Raw genomic sequence first — 16,361 nt, 5'->3', positions numbered from 1 at the left:
GGGGCAACTCCAGGATTCTGGAAGGGGTGTCCGGATACCGAGACGGAATCGGACGCATCTTTCGGGGAAGCGAGAGGGGAGGGCGGCGGCGGTGGAGAGTCGCTCAGCCGCGACACGGTGCGCCGGGACAGCGCCGCATGCCGGGCATGCGCAGCGCGTTCGCGCAGGGTGTCGTCATCGGGGCCTCACTTGCCGGGACGGGTGCCGGTCCGCCGATGGTAACTCCCGACGAGGGACAGGCCGCCTGTGACGTAATCGTTGTCTCGGATGGTGAGATTCGATGTCCATCTCTTTGACGGGTGGCTGAAAACGTTCTCATGATCTCCGTATGAAGACGCTGCTGCTCGTGCGGCGGCTGTACGTGGACCTGCTCCGGTCGACCACGGCCAGCTGTCGCTGACCTCTCCCGGAGCTCTGTCACGCCCTCTCTGCCGGGCGTTTCCCGCCATCCCCCTCGCGGTGGCCCATCTGCCTTCCTCGCTCCGGGCGCGCACCCGTTTCCGTTTCCCCCTGCACCACCCCGCCCCTGGAGCACTGTCATGTCCCGTACCCGTCTGCCCCTCGCCGCGCTCTCGCTGGCCTCCGTCTCCGCCCTCGTCCTGTCCGGCTGCTCCCAGTCCTCGGACGCCTCCGAGAACACCGGCAACACCGCGGCCTCCGCCTCCGCCGCCACCGGCAAGAAGCCCGCCCCGTTCAGCGAGGGCGCGGTCAAGGTCGCCCTGGTCCGGCAGAGCGGCGCCGGCGACTACTTCGAGCAGTGGGGCAACGGCGCCAAGGCCCAGGCCAAGGCCCTCGGCATCGACCTCACCGTGTACGACGCGCAGGCCGACAACGCCAAGCAGGCCACCGACCTGTCCTCGGCGATCAACTCCGGCGCTCAGGCGATCATCATCGACCACGGCTTCCCGGCGACCATCCAGCCCGAGATCGACAAGGCCGTGAAGAAGGGCATCAAGGTCGTCGTCTACGACGTCGAGACCGCCACCAAGGGTGTCGTCTCCACCAAGCAGGACGACGCCAGCATGGCCAAGGCGGTCCTCGACGTGATGGCCGAGGAGGTCGGCAAGGACGCCCAGGTCGGCTATGTCAACGTCGCCGGCTACGCCGCCCTCGACAAGCGCGACACCGTCTGGAAGTCCACCGTGACCTCCGAGGGCTGGAAGCAGCAGTTCAAGGTCGGCAAGGTCACCGACTCCACGGCCACCGACAACGTTCCCCTGGTCTCCGCCGCGCTCACCCAGCACTCCGACGTGGCCGGTGTGTTCGCCCCGTACGACGAGCTCGCCAAGGGCACCGTCCTCGCCGTGCAGAACAAGAAGCTCCAGGACAAGGTGAAGGTCTTCGGCGCGGACGTCTCCAACGCCGACATCCAGCAGATGACCGCGACCGGCAGCCCGTGGGTCGCGACGGCCGGGACCGACCCGTCCGCGGTCGGCGCGGCCGTCGTCCGCACCACCGCGCTCGAGCTGGCCGGACAGCTGAACAAGACCTCCGTGGAGTTCCCGGCCGTCGCCATCACCCAGGACTTCCTGCGCGAGAAGAAGATCGCCAACATGGACGAACTGCGGGAGGCGCTGCCCGCGCTGAACCTGTCGCAGGTCTCGACCGCGGACTGGATCTCGAATGTCGCCCACTGAGACGCCGGCGGTCGCGCTCACCGACGTCAGCATGGCGTTCGGCGGCAGGACCGTGCTCGCCTCGGTCTCGCTGGACATCGCCCCGGGCAGCGTGGTCGCGCTGCTCGGCGCGAACGGCGCCGGCAAGTCCACCCTGATCAAGATCCTGTCGGGCGTGCACACCGGCCACGGGGGAGAGGTACGGGTCGACGGCTCACCGGTGACCCTCGACTCCCCGCTCGCCGCCCGCCAGTTGGGCATCCAGACCGTCCACCAGCGGATCGGCGAGGGCATCGTGCCCGGCCTCACCGTCGCCGAGAACCTGGTCTTCGAGGAACTCGCCCGCAAACGCGGTAACCCCTTCCTCGCCGGGCGCACCACCCTCGCCCGCGCCCGCGAGATCCAGGCAGGCCTCGGCCTGGACTGGAGCGACGCCGTGCTCAAGCAGGACGTCACCGAACTCGGCATCTCCGACCGGCAGTTGCTGATCCTCGCGCGCGCCCTGGCCACCCGGCCCCGGCTGCTCATCCTCGACGAGCCGACCTCCGCGCTCTCCGCCGCCGAGGCGGAGCGCCTGTTCGCACTCGTCCGCAGGATGCGCGAGGACGGCATCGCCGTGCTCTACGTCTCCCACCGGCTCGGTGAGATCGACGCGCTCGCCGACCGGCTGGTCGTCCTGCGCGACGGGCTCCTCACCGAGGACCAGGCCCGGCCGTTCGACTGGGACGCCGCCCTGCGCGCGATGCTGGCGCAGGCCCAGGAGGCGACCACGGCCCGACCCGTCCGGGAGGGCGCCGACGGAGACGTGGTGCTGTCCCTGCGGGGCGTCCGCCTCCTCGCCGGCCGCTCACCTCTCGACCTCGATCTGCGCACCGGCGAAGTCACCGGAGTCGTCGGCCTGTTGGGCGCCGGCAAGACGGAACTGGCCCGCGGCCTGTTCGGCGCCGAGCCCTTCATCACCGGCACGGTCGAGCTGGCCGGCGCGGCCTACGCCCCCCGCCGCCCCGCCGACGCCATCCGCGCCGGCGTCCACCTCGTCCCCGAGGACCGGCACGCCGACGCCCTCGTGCCCGGCTGGTCGGTCGCGCGGAACATCTCCCTGCCGTTCCTGAAGTCCTTCTCCCGCGCGGGCCTGGTGCAGCGGTCCAAGGAGGACTCCCTCGGCCGCGCCACGATCGACGCGCTCGGCGTCGTCGCCCGCGACGAGCACAGCACCGTCGAGGAACTGTCCGGCGGCAACCAGCAGAAGGTCGTCGTCGGCCGCTGGCTCGCCGAGACCCCGCGCGTCCTCATCCTGGACGAACCATTCCGGGGAGTGGACATCGGAGCCCGCCGTGACATCGGCCGCCGGGCCCGGACGCTGGCCGCCGAGGGCGCCGCCGTCCTCGTCCTGTCCGCCGACGTCGACGAGGTCCTCGAGATCGCCGACCGGGTCGTCGTCCTCGCGGCCGGCGAGATCCACCTCGACGCCCACGGCGAGGACGCCGAGCGCGATCGCGTCATCCAGACCATCTCGGCGTCCGTCTGACGCCGGCCCGCCCCACGAAGTCCCGGGAAAGCACCCCATGACCACCACCCAGAGCACCGAGGCCCCGGTGAAGGCGGCGACCCCGCCCGCCCCCGGCACGGCCCTGCGCGTCCAGAACGCCGTCATCAAGTACGGGTTCATCTTCGTCACGGTCGCGCTCTTCCTGTACTTCGCGCTGACCGAGGGCTCCTTCCGCGAGTCGGCGACCCTCCTCGACACCCTGCGGTACGTGTCCGTCGCCGCGATCCTCGGCCTCGGCGTCACCCTCACCATGGCCGTCGGCGGAATGGACATGTCCGTCGGCGCCGTCGCAGGCCTCGGAGTCTCCGTCGCCGCGCAGACCATGGTCGTCTTCAACCAGGTCGGCACGGTCGCGATCCTCGCCGTCCTGGTCGCGGGCGCCCTCGCCGGACTGCTCAACGCGCTGCTCATCGTCGTCCTGAAGATCCCCGACATGCTCGCCACCCTCGGCACCATGTTCGTCATCCAGGGCAGCAAACTGATCCTGGTCGACGGCCAGTCGATCACCCCCGGCATGACCCTGGACGACGGCTCCACCGCCCCCGGGAAGTTCACCGACGGCTTCCTGAAGATCGACCGCGGCACCGTCCTCGGCGTCCCGGTCTCCGTGCTGATCTTCGGCGCGCTCACCGTCGCCGCCTGGGTCTTCCTCGCCCGCACCCGCTGGGGCCGCATCCTGTACGCCATCGGCGCCAACCCCGAGGCCTCCCGGCTGGCCGGCATCCGCGTCGGCGCCTACCGCGCCCTCGCCTACGTCGTCTCCGGCGTCCTCGCCTCCGTCGGCGGCCTCATCCTCGCCTCCCGCATCGGCCAGGGCGATGTGTCGGCGGGCACCTCCCAGCTCCTCGAAGCGGTGGCGGTCGCGCTGGTCGGCACCTCCGTGCTCGGCCGGGGCCGCCCGAACGTGTGGGGCACCGCCCTCGGCGCCGTCCTGATCGGCATCATCACCACCGGCCTCACCATCAAGGGCCTGCCGTACTACACCCAGGACGTCGTCGAGGGCGCGGTCCTCATCCTCGCCCTGGTCTTCAGCTTCACCCTGTCCAAGCGCCGTACCGCATAAGGGAGTTCACCGACCATGGGCTACCGCATCCTGGAGACCGACGACATCCCGGCGTACCTGCGCGAGCGCGGCCACTGGCCGCAGCGCACACCCGGCTCCGACGGCTCCGACGGCTCGGACGGGGAGGAGATCTCGGTCCGCGAGGTGTCCGACGGCAACATCAACCGGGTCTTCCTCGCCTCGAACGCCGACGGCACCCGCAGCCTCGCCCTCAAGCAGGCCCTGCCCTGGGTCCGGGTCGCCGGCCCCTCCTGGCCACTCAGCCCCGACCGCGCCGACGCCGAGGCCCGCGCCTACGAGCAGGTCGCCAAGGTCGCCCCCGACAAGATCCCCGCGATCCACGGCTACGACCCCGAGCACTACGCCCTGGTCATGGAGGACCTATCCGACCTGGAGGTCCTGCGCACCGCCCTCAACGAGGGCGCCCCGTACGGCCCGCACACCTCCGCCCGCATCGGTGAGTTCGTCGCCCAGCTCACCTTCGCCACCAGCGACTTCGGCCTGCCCTCCGCCGACCGCAAGGCCCTCCTCTCCGTCTCCGTCAACCCGGAACTCTGCAAGATCACCGAGGACGTCGTCCTCTCCGAGCCGTACATCGAGCACGAGCACAACCACTGGCACCCGGGCCTCGACGGCCTGGCCGCCGCCTTCCGCGCCGACGCCCGGCTGCGCACCGAGGTCGCCGACCTCCGTCACACCTTCATGACCGGCGCCCAGGCACTCCTCCACGGCGATCTGCACACCGGCAGCATCATGGTCGGCGTGCGCGAAGGCGCCCCCGTGGTCCGTGTCTTCGACCCGGAGTTCTCCTTCGTCGGACCGATCGGCTACGACCTCGGCCTGTACTGGGCCAACGCCCTGGTCTCGGAGGAGCGGGCGCGGGCGCTCGGCACCCTGTCCGACCACCCCGATCAGCTCCGGCTGTCCTGGGAGGCGTTCGAGACGGAGTTCCGCCGCCTGTGGCCGACCCGCGTCGACACCTTCTTCGACGACGCCTACCTGGACCGCTTCCTGCGCCGCGTATGGACGGACGCGGTTGGCTTCGCCGGCACGGAGATCGTCCGCCGCGTCATCGGCTTCGCCCACCTCACCGACCTCACCACCCTGCCGGACCCGGTCCCGGCGTCCCGGCGGGCCCTGCTCCTCGGCCGTGAACTGATCGTGCGGCGGGCGGAACTGAGGAACCCCGAAGAGGTGAGGGCGCTGGTGGAAGCCCTCCAGCCTCAGTAGGCGTCGAACCAGTCGTTGCCCTCGGACCAGTGCCTCACCCAGTCGGCGAAACCGGGCCCGGCGGTCGTGTGCCCGAACTCGGCGCCGTGCGGAAGGGCGCCCTCGCCGGTGACGAGCCAGAGATGGCCTCTGTGGGGGCCCGTGACGACCAGGTGCCAGTCCATCCCGCAGCCGTCCGTGCCCAGTGTGAGCGAACCGTGGTGGGCGACCTGCTCGATGACGGCATCAGGATCGTCGTACGGCCCTTCCTCCTCTTCCCACAGCCACCCCTGCGTGAGCGGGAAGGGCCTGCCCAGATCCTGCTTCCGAGCGGCCTCGGCCAGCCCCACCATCCCGTACTCCGGCGGCCCCTGGTGCGACCCGTCGGATATCTCCGCCACGAACGTCCGGTACGGCTCAGGCAGCACGACCCCGTGCTCCTTCTCGAAGGCGTGCACGGCCTCCCAGCCGAGCGCCGACGCGCCGCCGTCGTCCACGGCGAAGGCCTCCCGCAGGGCCGCCAGTTCGGCGGGATCCGCCTGTTCGGTGTTCATACGTCCATGGAAGCACCCGGCACTGACAACGGGCCGGCGAGGACGACCGGGCACGGGAAAGGGGCGGCTCCCTCGCGAGGTGCCGCCCCTTCCCTTCGTACCCGCTACTTCTTGTCGAGCAGGTCCTGCACCTTCCCGCGCACCTCGTCCGTGGCCAGGCCGCGGATCGTCAGCGTGGTGCGGCGGCGCAGCACGTCGTCCGCCGTCTCGGCCCACTCGTGGTCACGGGCGTAGACGACCTGCGCCCAGATCTCGGGGGCGTCGGGGTGGACGCGCTCGCGCAGCTCGGGGTTGTCGTTCGCCAGCCGGGCGATGTCGAAGGCCAGCGAGCCGTAGTGGGTGGCGAGGTGCTTGGCGGTGTCGGCGGCCATGCGCGGGCCGGGCGCCGGGTTGTCCACCAGTAGCCGGTGGGCGACCGCGCGGGGGTTGGCGACACCGGGCAGCGGCAGCTTCTTCGGCAGCGAGGAGATCGGCTCGAAGTCGTCGCCGAGCGGGTGGCCCGGCAGCGCCTCCAGCTTCTGCATCACCGTACGGCCGATGTGGCGGAAGGTGGTCCACTTGCCGCCCGCGACGGACAGCATGCCGCCCCTGCCCTCGGTCACCACGGTCTCACGCTTGGCCTTCGCCGTGTCGCCGGGTCCGCCCGGCAGCACCCGCAGACCCGCGAAGGCGTAGGTGATGTTGTCCCGGGAGAGCTGCTGGTCGCGGACGGAGAACGCGGCCTCGTCGAGGATCTGCGCGATGTCCTTGTCGTTGACCGCGACGTCCGCCGGGTCGCCCTCGAACTCCTCGTCGGTGGTGCCCAGCAGGAGCATGTCCTCCCAGGGGAGGGCGAAGGTGATCCGGTACTTGTCGATGGGGGTCGCGAGCGCGGCCTTCCACGGGGAGGTCCGCTTCAGGACCAGGTGCGCGCCCTTGGAGAGCCGGATGGAGGGGGCCGCGTTCGGGTCCTCCATCTTGCGCAGGTGGTCGACCCAGGGGCCGGTCGCGTTGAGCACCAGCCGGGCGTTGACGCCGAACTCGTCCCCGGAGGTGCGGTCCTTCAGGTCCGCGCCCGTGACCCGGCCCCGGGTGAAGCGCAGCCCGGTGACCTCGGCGTGGTTGAGGACGACCGCGCCCGCCTCGACGGCCGCGCGGACCGTCATCAGCGCCATGCGCGCGTCGTTCATCTGGTCGTCGCCGTACACGGCCACGGCCTTGAGGTTCTCGGTGCGCAGCTCGGGCACGTCCTGCGCGGCCTTGGCCGGCGAGAGTAGATGCCCCACGCCGTCACCGAAGGCCGACAGGGCGGAGTAGGCGAACACGCCCGCCCCGAGCTTCGCCGCGCCGTGCGGCCCGCCCTTGTACACGGGGAGGTAGAACGTGAGCGGGTTCGCCAGGTGGGGGGCCACCTGGCGGGAGACCGCACGGCGCTCGAAGTGGTTCTCCGCCACCAGCTTCACCGCGCCGGTCTGCAGATAGCGCAGACCGCCGTGGAGCAGCTTGGAGGAGGCGGAGGAGGTGGCGCCGGCGAAGTCGCCGGCGTCGACCAGGGCCACCCTGAGGCCGGACTGCGCGGCGTGCCAGGCGGTGGAGATGCCCAGGATGCCGCCGCCGATGACAAGAAGGTCGTACGACGCCTTGGAGAGCTGCTCCCGGGTCTCGGCGCGGCTCGGGTTGGAGCCGGAGGCCGGGTGCGTCCCCAGGGCAGGCACGGAACTCAGGGTGGACTGACTGGTCATGTCGGGTTCTTACTCCTCATCAGAGCTGTGCGCGTGGGGCGGGGTCAGCTCTCGTCCTCGATCCAGCCCATGGTCCGCTCGACGGCCTTGAGCCAGGTCTTGTACTCACGGTCGCGGGTCTCCGCGTCCATGCGGGGGGTCCACTCGGCGGCCCGGCGCCAGTTGGCGCGCAGGTCGTCGGTGCTGGTCCAGAAGCCGACGGCGAGGCCGGCGGCGTAGGCGGCGCCGAGGCAGGTGGTCTCGGCGACCATCGGGCGCACCACGGGGGCGTCCAGGAAGTCCGAGAGGGTCTGCATCAGCAGGTTGTTGGAGGTCATGCCGCCGTCGACCTTGAGGGCCGCGAGCTCGACGCCCGAGTCCTTGGTCATGGCGTCCGTGATCTCACGGGTCTGCCAGGCGGTGGCCTCCAGGACGGCGCGCGCGAGGTGCGCCTTGGTGACGTACCGGGTGAGGCCGGCGATCACACCGCGGGCGTCGGAGCGCCAGTGCGGGGCGAACAGACCGGAGAAGGCCGGCACGAAGTAGGCGCCGCCGTTGTCCTCGACCGAGAGCGCGAGCGTCTCGATCTCGGCGGCGGTGGAGATCAGGCCCATCTGGTCGCGCATCCACTGCACCAGCGAACCGGTGACGGCGATCGAGCCTTCGAGGGCATAGACCGGCTTGTCGTCGCCGATGCGGTAGCCGACGGTGGTCAGCAGACCGGAGTACGAGTTGATGATCTTCTCACCGGTGTTCATCAGCATGAACGTGCCGGTGCCGTACGTGGACTTGGCCTCGCCCTCGGAGAAGCAGGTCTGGCCGAACAGGGCCGCCTGCTGGTCGCCGAGCGCGGAGGCGACCGGGATGCCGCCGAGCAGGTCGCCCAGCTTGCCGCCGGTGACCTCGCCGTAGACCTCGGCGGAGGAGCGGATCTCGGGCAGCATCGCCAGCGGCACGCCGATGGACTCGGCGATCTTGTCGTCCCACTCCAGGGTGTGGAGGTTCATCAGCATGGTGCGGGAGGCGTTGGTGACGTCGGTGTAGTGCTTGCCGCCGTCGACACCGCCCGTCAGGTTCCAGATGACCCAGGTGTCCATGGTGCCGAAGAGGATGTCGCCCGCCTCGGCGCGCGCACGCAGACCCTCGACGTTGTCGAGCAGCCAGCGGGCCTTGGGGCCGGCGAAGTACGAGGCCAGCGGCAGGCCGGTCTCCCGGCGGAAGCGGTCCTGGCCGACGTTGCGGCCGAGTTCCTTGCACAGGGCGTCGGTGCGGGTGTCCTGCCAGACGATGGCGTTGTGGACGGGCTCACCGGTGTTCCTGTCCCACAGCACGGTGGTCTCGCGCTGGTTGGTGATGCCGATGGCCTTGATGTCGTCGCGGGTGATGCCGGCCTTCTGGATGGCTCCGGCGACGACCTCCTGGACGTTGGTCCAGATCTCGTTGGCGTCGTGCTCGACCCAGCCCGGCTTGGGGAAGATCTGCTCGTGCTCCTTCTGGTCGACCGAGACGATACGGCCGTCCTTGTCGAAGACGATGCAGCGGCTGGACGTGGTGCCCTGGTCGATCGCGGCGATGAAGGGGCCGGCGGTGTGGGCGTCGGTCACTGAGTGCTCCTGGGGTTCCGTGGGTAAGGGGCTGTCTGTACGGCGCGGTGCTGTTTAAGTGCGGTGAAGGCCGAGGTGATGCTCAGCGTGCTCTTCGTGCTCTTAAGCAAAGGCGACGTTGTAGATGCCTGCAGCGATCGCGCCGCCGATCAGCGGACCGACCACCGGGATCCAGGCGTAGCCCCAGTCGGAGCCACCCTTGTTGGGCAGGGGCAGGAGGGCGTGCACGATGCGCGGACCGAGGTCACGGGCCGGGTTGATCGCGTAGCCGGTCGGGCCGCCGAGGGACAGACCGATCGAGACGACCACGAGCGAGGTGATGAGGGCCCCGAGGGTGCCGAGGCCGTTGCCCTTGTCGTTCAGACCCTGGGTGAGGACGGCGAGGACCAGCACGATCGTGCCGACGATCTCCGTGGCGAGGTTCTGCCAGGGCACCCGGATCTCCGGGCCGGTGGAGAAGATGCCGAGGACCGGACCCGCGCCCTTCTCCTGGGCCTCGACCGCCTTGGCCGTGGTGGCCTGGGCACCCGGACCGCCGACGATCTCCTTGTCGGTGAGGTGCGCCTGGAACTGGCCGTAGTAGGCGACCCACACCAGGGTCGCGCCGATCGCGGCGCCGAGCAGCTGGCCCGCCCAGTAGACCGGAACGTTGCTCCAGTCGCCGTCCTTGATCGCGAGCGCGAGCGTCACGGCCGGGTTCAGATGGGCGCCGGACAGCGGCGCCGAGGTGTAGACGGCCGTGAGCACGGCGAAGCCCCACCCGAAGGTGATGGCGAGCCAGCCGGCGTTGCGGGCCTTGGAGGCCTTCAGCGTGACGGCGGCGCAGACGCCTCCGCCGAGCAGGATGAGTATGGCGGTACCGATGGTCTCGCCGATGAAGATGTCGGAGCTGGACACCCGCGACTCCTTTGTCCTTCGTCCAGGGAAGCCGTTCTCCCCGGGTCCCTCCGGGGGTCTGGCGCCCTCGGGGGTGAGAGCGATTCCGGTCCTTGGCGTTGTCACACTCTAGCGCGTATTGCCGGTAGGTGTTCGACAATGCCGACCGATGGACGGGAGTCTTGCCCCGGGGTCACGTGTGCGTCAAGGGTTCGGTTCTCGAAAACGCGATCGTTACTGATCCCCGGGCTCCAGGGGGTCGTCCGCGGGGCGCCCGCGGGCATGACGAAGGCCGGGACGCCCTACGGCATCCCGGCCCGAACCCGCTGCTCAGAAGCGCCCGGCGCCCAGATCCCGCGACACCGCGCGGGCGCAGTCCCGTACCGCCGCGATCAGCTCGGGGCGCAGCTCGCCGTCCCGGCGCAGCCGCTCCACGGCCCCCGTGATGCCGACCGCCCCGACCGGCATGCGCCGCCGGTCGTGGATGGGCGCGGCGAGGGAGGCCACACCCTCCCAGGTCTCCTCCACGTCCGCCGCGTAGCCACGCGCGCGCGTGACGTCGAGGATGTGCTCGAAGGCGTCCAGGTCGCACACCGTGCGGTCCGTGAAGGGCTTGCGGTCGGCCTCCAGGGCCTCACTGTGCGCCACCGGGTCGTACGCCGACAGCACCTTGCCCAGGGCCGTGGAGTGCAGTGGCTGCATGGCCCCGATCTCCAGCACCTGCCGGCTGTCGTCCGGCCGGAAGACGTGGTGCACGATCAGCACGCCCTGCTGGTGCAGGACCCCCAGATGGACGCTCTCGCCGCTGGACCGCGCCAGGTCGTCCGTCCACACCAGGGCCCGCGCCCGCAGCTCGTGCACGTCCAGGTAGGTGGTGCCCAGCCGGAGCAGCTCCGCGCCCAGCTGATAGCGCCCGGAGGGTTCGTCCTGTTCGACGAACCCCTCCTGCTGGAGCGTGCGCAGGATGCCGTGGGCGGTGCCCTTGGCCAGGCCCAGCGCCGAGGCGATGTCGGACAGGCCCAGCCGCCGCTCCCCGCCCGCGAGCAGCCGCAGCATCGCGGCCGCCCGTTCGACCGACTGGATGTTCCGTGCCATCCGCCCTCCTGCCTCCGTCCCCTTCGCCGTCCACGAGCGGCACGCAAGTACCGTCGTTCGGCAATGTCGAACACTACCGGTCCATGCCGACCTCCCGCTAATGGTCGGTCAACACCTGTTACGCCGCCCGACCCCTCGTGGTGGCGTGGCGGCAGTGTGGCGGTGACCGGCCCCGCACGCGAGCACCGGCACGACCGACGTCCCCCTCCGTCCCCGTCCGTCCCGTGGACGCCCTGACCATACGGCCCCCGACCCGGCTACCCTGACGGCGTGCGCACTCCTCGGGAAGCCGTACGGCCCGCATCCTGAGGTCACGCAAAGCCGACAGCCGTCGCATCCGAGGGAGCCCTTCCATGGCCTCTGTGCCGCCGACCCCTTCCGCCGACAGCCGGACCCGTGTGTCCGAGCTCCGCCAGGCCCTGGCCACCCGTGTGGTGGTGGCCGACGGGGCCATGGGCACCATGCTCCAGGCCCAGGAGCCCACGCTCGAGGACTTCGAGAACCTCGAGGGCTGCAACGAGATCCTCAACCTCACCCGGCCCGACATCGTCCGTTCGGTCCACGAGGCCTACTTCGACGCGGGTGTCGACTGCGTCGAGACCAACACGTTCGGCGCAAACCACACGGCGGCGGCCGAGTACGACATCGCCGACCGCGTGTTCGAACTGTCCGAGGCGGGCGCCCGCATCGCCCGCGAGACCGCCGACGCCTTCGGTGCCCGCGACGGCCGGCAGCGCTGGGTCCTCGGCTCGATCGGCCCCGGCACCAAGCTGCCCACCCTCGGCCACATCGGCTACGGAACCCTGCGCGACGGCTTCCAGGCCAACGCCGAGGGCCTGCTCGCCGGCGGCGCCGACGCCCTGATCGTCGAGACCACCCAGGACCTCCTGCAGACCAAGTCCTCCATCCTCGGCGCCAAGCGCGCCATGGAGGCCACCGGCGCAGAGGTCCCCCTGCTGGTCTCCATGGCCTTCGAGACCACCGGCACCATGCTGCTGGGCTCCGAGATCGGCGCCGCGCTGACCGCGCTGGAACCCCTCGGCATCGACATGATCGGCCTGAACTGTTCCACCGGCCCCGCCGAGATGAGCGAGCATCTGCGCTACCTCGCCCGGCACTCGCGCACCCCCCTGCTGTGCATGCCGAACGCCGGTCTGCCCATCCTCACCAAGGACGGCGCCCACTTCCCGCTCGACCCCGAGGGCCTGGCCGACGCCCAGGAGAACTTCGTACGCGACTACGGCCTGAATCTCATCGGCGGTTGCTGCGGCACCACGCCCGAGCACCTCAGGCAGCTCGTGGAGCGCGTCCAGGGCGCCACACCCGTCGAGCGCGACCCGCGCCCCGAGCCCGGTGCCGCCTCCCTCTACCAGACGGTCCCCTTCCGCCAGGACACCTCGTACCTGGCGATCGGTGAGCGCACCAACGCCAACGGCTCCAAGAAGTTCCGCGAGGCGATGCTGGAGGCCCGCTGGGACGACTGCGTCGAGATGGCCCGCGAGCAGATCCGCGAGGGCGCGCACATGCTCGACCTGTGCGTGGACTACGTGGGCCGCGACGGCGTCGCCGACATGGAGGAACTCGCCGGCCGCTTCGCCACCGCCTCCACCCTGCCGATCGTCCTGGACTCCACCGAGGTGCCCGTCATCCAGGCCGGCCTGGAGAAGCTCGGCGGCCGCGCGGTGATCAACTCCGTGAACTACGAGGACGGCGACGGACCCGAGTCGCGGTTCGCGCGCGTCACCCGGCTGGCCCAGGAGCACGGCGCCGCGCTGATCGCCCTCACCATCGACGAGGAGGGCCAGGCCCGCACCCCCGAGAAGAAGGTCGAGATCGCCGAACGGCTGATCGACGACCTCACCGGGAACTGGGGCATCCAGGAGTCGGACATCCTCATCGACACCCTGACCTTCACCATCTGCACCGGTCAGGAGGAGTCCCGTAAGGACGGCGTCGCCACCATCGAGGCGATCCGCGAGCTCAAGCGCCGCCACCCGGACGTCCAGACCACCCTGGGCCTGTCCAACATCTCCTTCGGACTCAACCCGGCCGCCCGCATCCTGCTGAACTCCGTCTTCCTCGACGAGTGCGTCAAGGCGGGCCTGGACTCCGCCATCGTCCACGCCTCCAAGATCCTGCCCATCGCGCGCTTCAGCGAGGAAGAGGTCCGAACGGCCCTCGACCTGATCCACGACCGCCGCAGCGAGGGCTACGACCCCCTCCAGAAGCTCATGCAGCTCTTCGAGGGCGCCACCGCCAAGTCCCTCAAGGCCGGCAAGGCCGAGGAACTCGCCGCCCTGCCGCTGGAGGAGCGCCTCAAGCGGCGCATCATCGACGGCGAGAAGAACGGCCTGGAGGCCGACCTCGACACCGCCCTCGAAGACCGGCCCGCCCTCGACATCGTCAACGAGACCCTCCTCGACGGCATGAAGGTCGTCGGCGAGCTCTTCGGCTCCGGCCAGATGCAGCTGCCGTTCGTCCTGCAGTCCGCCGAAGTCATGAAGGCGGCCGTCGCCCACCTCGAACCGCACATGGAGAAGTCCGACGCCGACGGCAAGGGCACCATCGTGCTGGCCACCGTCCGCGGAGACGTCCACGACATCGGCAAGAACCTCGTCGACATCATCCTGTCCAACAACGGCTACAACGTCGTCAACCTCGGCATCAAGCAGCCCGTCTCCGCGATCCTCGACGCCGCCCAGGAGCACCGCGCCGACGTCATCGGCATGTCCGGCCTCCTGGTCAAGTCCACGGTGATCATGAAGGAGAACCTGGAGGAGCTCAACCAGCGCGGCCTGGCGGCGAACTACCCGGTCATCCTCGGCGGCGCCGCCCTCACCCGCGCCTACGTCGAACAGGACCTGCACGAGATCTACCAGGGCGAGGTCCGCTACGCCCGCGACGCCTTCGAGGGGCTGCACCTCATGGACGCCCTCATCGGCGTCAAGCGCGGCGTCCCCGGCGCCAAGCTGCCCGAGCTCAAGCAGCGCCGCGTCCGCGCCGGCGCCGCCGTGGCCGTCGAGGAACGCCCCGAGGAGGGCCACGTCCGCTCCGACGTCGCCACCGACAACCGCGTCCCCGAGCCGCCGTTCTGGGGCACCCGCGTCATCAAGGGCATCCAGCTCAAGGAGTACGCCACCTGGCTGGACGAGGGCGCCCTCTTCAAGGGCCAGTGGGGCCTCAAGCAGGCCCGCACCGGCGACGGACCGACCTACGAGGAACTCGTCGAGACCGAGGGCCGCCCGCGTCTGCGCGGCCTGCTGGACCGGCTCCAGACGGAGAACCTCCTCGAGGCCGCCGTCGTGTACGGCTACTTCCCCTGCGTGTCCAAGGACGACGACCTGATCATCCTGGACGAGCACGGCAACGAGACCAAGCGCTTCACCTTCCCGCGCCAGCGCCGCGGCCGCCGCCTGTGCCTCGCGGACTTCTTCCGCCCCCAGGAATCGGGGGAGACCGACGTCGTCGGCCTCCAGGTCGTCACCGTCGGCTCCCGCATCGGCGAGGAGACCGCCAAGCTCTTCGCGTCCAACTCCTACCGCGACTACCTCGAGCTGCACGGCCTGTCCGTCCAGCTCGCCGAGGCCCTCGCCGAGTACTGGCACGCGCGCGTGCGCTCCGAACTCGGCTTCGCCGGCGAGGACCCCGCCGAGATGGAGGACATGTTCTCCCTGAAGTACCGGGGCGCCCGCTTCTCCCTCGGCTACGGCGCCTGCCCCGACCTGGAGGACCGCGCGAAGATCGCCGACCTGCTGAAGCCCGAGCGGATCGGCGTCCACCTGTCCGAGGAGTTCCAGCTCCACCCCGAGCAGTCCACGGACGCCATCGTCATCCACCACCCCGAGGCGAAGTACTTCAACGCACGGTGACACCCGTGTCACTGAGCACACTGATCCGATAAGTCGTACACTGGTCGGTCCACTGCAGGCCGGTTCCCCAGCGGGAACCGGCCTGCTCGTCCCTCAAAGGAGGTATGTGGATGACCAGCACGGTTCCCGCGCCCCTGACCCGTACGGCCGAAGGCTCGGCACTCCAGGCGGTGCTCCTCGACATGGACGGCACCCTGGTGGACACCGAGGGCTTCTGGTGGGACGTCGAGGTGGAGATCTTCGCCGGCCTCGGCCACGCCCTCGACGACGCCTGGCGCCATGTCGTGGTCGGCGGCCCCATGAGCCGCAGCGGCGGGTTCCTGATCGAGGCGACCGGGGCCGACATCACCCTCGCCGAACTCTCCGTCCTGCTCAACGAGGGCTTCGAGGACCGCATCACCCGCGCCCTGCCCCTGATGCCGGGAGCCGCCCGGCTGCTGGCCGAGCTCGCGGAGCACGAGATCCCCACGGCCCTCGTCTCCGCCTCCCACCGCCGCATCATCGACCGCGTCCTGGCCTCGCTCGGCCCCCAGCACTTCGCGCTGACCGTCGCCGGCGACGAGGTCGCCCGCACCAAGCCGCACCCCGAGCCGTACCTCTTCGCGGCCGCCGGCCTCGGCGTGGACCCCGCCCGGTGTGCCGTCGTCGAGGACACCGCGACCGGGGTCGCCTCGGCGGAGGCGGCGGGCTGCCATGTGGTGGCGGTGCCCTCCGTGGCCCCGATCACCGCCGCCGCCCGGCGCACCGTGGTGACCTCGCTGGAACAGGTCGACCTGCCTTTTCTCCGCGGTCTGATGCCCCTGTGACTCCGCTCCGATGATCACCGCCGCGATCATGGGTGATCCGCTCGATGACGGAATTCGCAGCACTCGTTCACCGAGCGTGCACCGCCGATAGCAAGTAATTCGGCGGATGTGCGCACGGGGGAATCGCACGGCGGAATTCCGATCTTCGGTAACGGTTGAATTTCGGACCGGCGCAGACTGTTGACGGTGTGACCTTCCCCACGTCAGGCGCGGCCGACGGGGGGTCCCCTCTGTGCCCGGACGCCGTGTAAGGGGTGTTCTGCCGCGCCTTTGTGTCCCGATTGATGGACAGCTGCGCCGATCGTTCCGCTCGTGATTTTTCAATGCGTTCGCATACGGTTTCGCTGCGTGATGGGCTTTCAACTCCGGTCGCGGCGAACCCTCGTGCCGGTCCGGACTAATCTCGTCGCGGAACATCAC

General features: G+C 70.3%; 11 protein-coding genes. 6 read left to right on the top strand and 5 right to left on the bottom strand.

Annotation, left to right across the window (positions count from 1 at the left end):
- Nucleotides 1-539 precede the first annotated feature (539 nt).
- From ABZ464_RS12670 to mtnK, 4 genes are read left to right on the top strand one after another with little or no spacing between them, the layout of a single operon-like run.
- Nucleotides 540-1,637, top strand: coding sequence for a substrate-binding domain-containing protein (locus tag ABZ464_RS12670; RefSeq protein WP_359274936.1), 1,098 nt, complete (start codon nt 540-542; stop codon nt 1,635-1,637).
- A complete protein-coding gene (locus ABZ464_RS12665) occupies nt 1,624-3,144 on the top strand; it encodes a sugar ABC transporter ATP-binding protein (RefSeq protein ID WP_359274932.1) in 1,521 nt (506 codons plus the stop codon). The genes ABZ464_RS12670 and ABZ464_RS12665 overlap by 14 nt, the downstream gene beginning before the upstream one ends.
- Nucleotides 3,145-3,181: 37 nt before the next feature.
- Entirely contained in the window at nt 3,182-4,228 is a 1,047-nt protein-coding gene (locus ABZ464_RS12660; protein WP_359274929.1) for an ABC transporter permease, read from the top strand.
- Nucleotides 4,229-4,243: 15 nt separating this feature from the next.
- Nucleotides 4,244-5,458, top strand: coding sequence for an S-methyl-5-thioribose kinase (mtnK, locus tag ABZ464_RS12655; RefSeq protein WP_359274926.1), 1,215 nt, complete (start codon nt 4,244-4,246; stop codon nt 5,456-5,458).
- Here the strand turns inward: mtnK and ABZ464_RS12650 are convergent.
- The 5 genes from ABZ464_RS12650 to ABZ464_RS12630 all read right to left on the bottom strand — a co-directional run bounded on the left by ABZ464_RS12650 (nt 5,452) and on the right by ABZ464_RS12630 (nt 11,266).
- Nucleotides 5,452-5,991, bottom strand: a complete 540-nt coding sequence (locus ABZ464_RS12650; protein ID WP_359274923.1) for an SMI1/KNR4 family protein — start codon at nt 5,989-5,991, stop codon at nt 5,452-5,454. The two genes, mtnK and ABZ464_RS12650, sit on opposite strands and share 7 nt — an antisense overlap.
- A 104-nt stretch (nt 5,992-6,095) precedes the next feature.
- Nucleotides 6,096-7,712: a glycerol-3-phosphate dehydrogenase/oxidase gene (locus ABZ464_RS12645; protein ID WP_359274920.1), complete on the bottom strand. Its 1,617-nt coding sequence runs from the start codon at nt 7,710-7,712 to the stop codon at nt 6,096-6,098.
- 44 nt (nt 7,713-7,756) lie between these two features.
- Nucleotides 7,757-9,295, bottom strand: a complete 1,539-nt coding sequence (glpK, locus tag ABZ464_RS12640; RefSeq protein ID WP_359274917.1) for a glycerol kinase GlpK — start codon at nt 9,293-9,295, stop codon at nt 7,757-7,759.
- Between the two features lie 102 nt (nt 9,296-9,397).
- On the bottom strand, nt 9,398-10,192 hold the full coding sequence (locus ABZ464_RS12635) for an MIP/aquaporin family protein (RefSeq protein WP_359274915.1): 795 nt from the start codon (nt 10,190-10,192) through the stop codon (nt 9,398-9,400).
- A 309-nt stretch (nt 10,193-10,501) separates the two neighbouring features.
- Nucleotides 10,502-11,266, bottom strand: a complete 765-nt coding sequence (locus ABZ464_RS12630; protein WP_359274913.1) for an IclR family transcriptional regulator — start codon at nt 11,264-11,266, stop codon at nt 10,502-10,504.
- Between the two features lie 353 nt (nt 11,267-11,619).
- Between ABZ464_RS12630 and metH the strand changes: the two genes are divergently transcribed.
- Both metH and ABZ464_RS12620 read left to right on the top strand, forming a co-directional pair.
- The gene (gene metH, locus ABZ464_RS12625) at nt 11,620-15,135 is read left to right on the top strand and encodes a methionine synthase (RefSeq protein ID WP_359274911.1); all 3,516 of its coding nucleotides are present in this window, start codon (nt 11,620-11,622) and stop codon (nt 15,133-15,135) included.
- A 110-nt stretch (nt 15,136-15,245) separates the two neighbouring features.
- The gene (locus ABZ464_RS12620) at nt 15,246-15,941 is read left to right on the top strand and encodes an HAD family phosphatase (RefSeq protein ID WP_359274908.1); all 696 of its coding nucleotides are present in this window, start codon (nt 15,246-15,248) and stop codon (nt 15,939-15,941) included.
- Nucleotides 15,942-16,361: the final 420 nt, after the last annotated feature.

This window comes from Streptomyces sp. NPDC005820, assembly GCF_040630255.1.
GTDB lineage: Bacteria > Actinomycetota > Actinomycetes > Streptomycetales > Streptomycetaceae > Streptomyces.
Note: the sequence above shows the minus strand (reverse complement) of the source record. Positions and strands in the feature narration are given on the sequence as shown.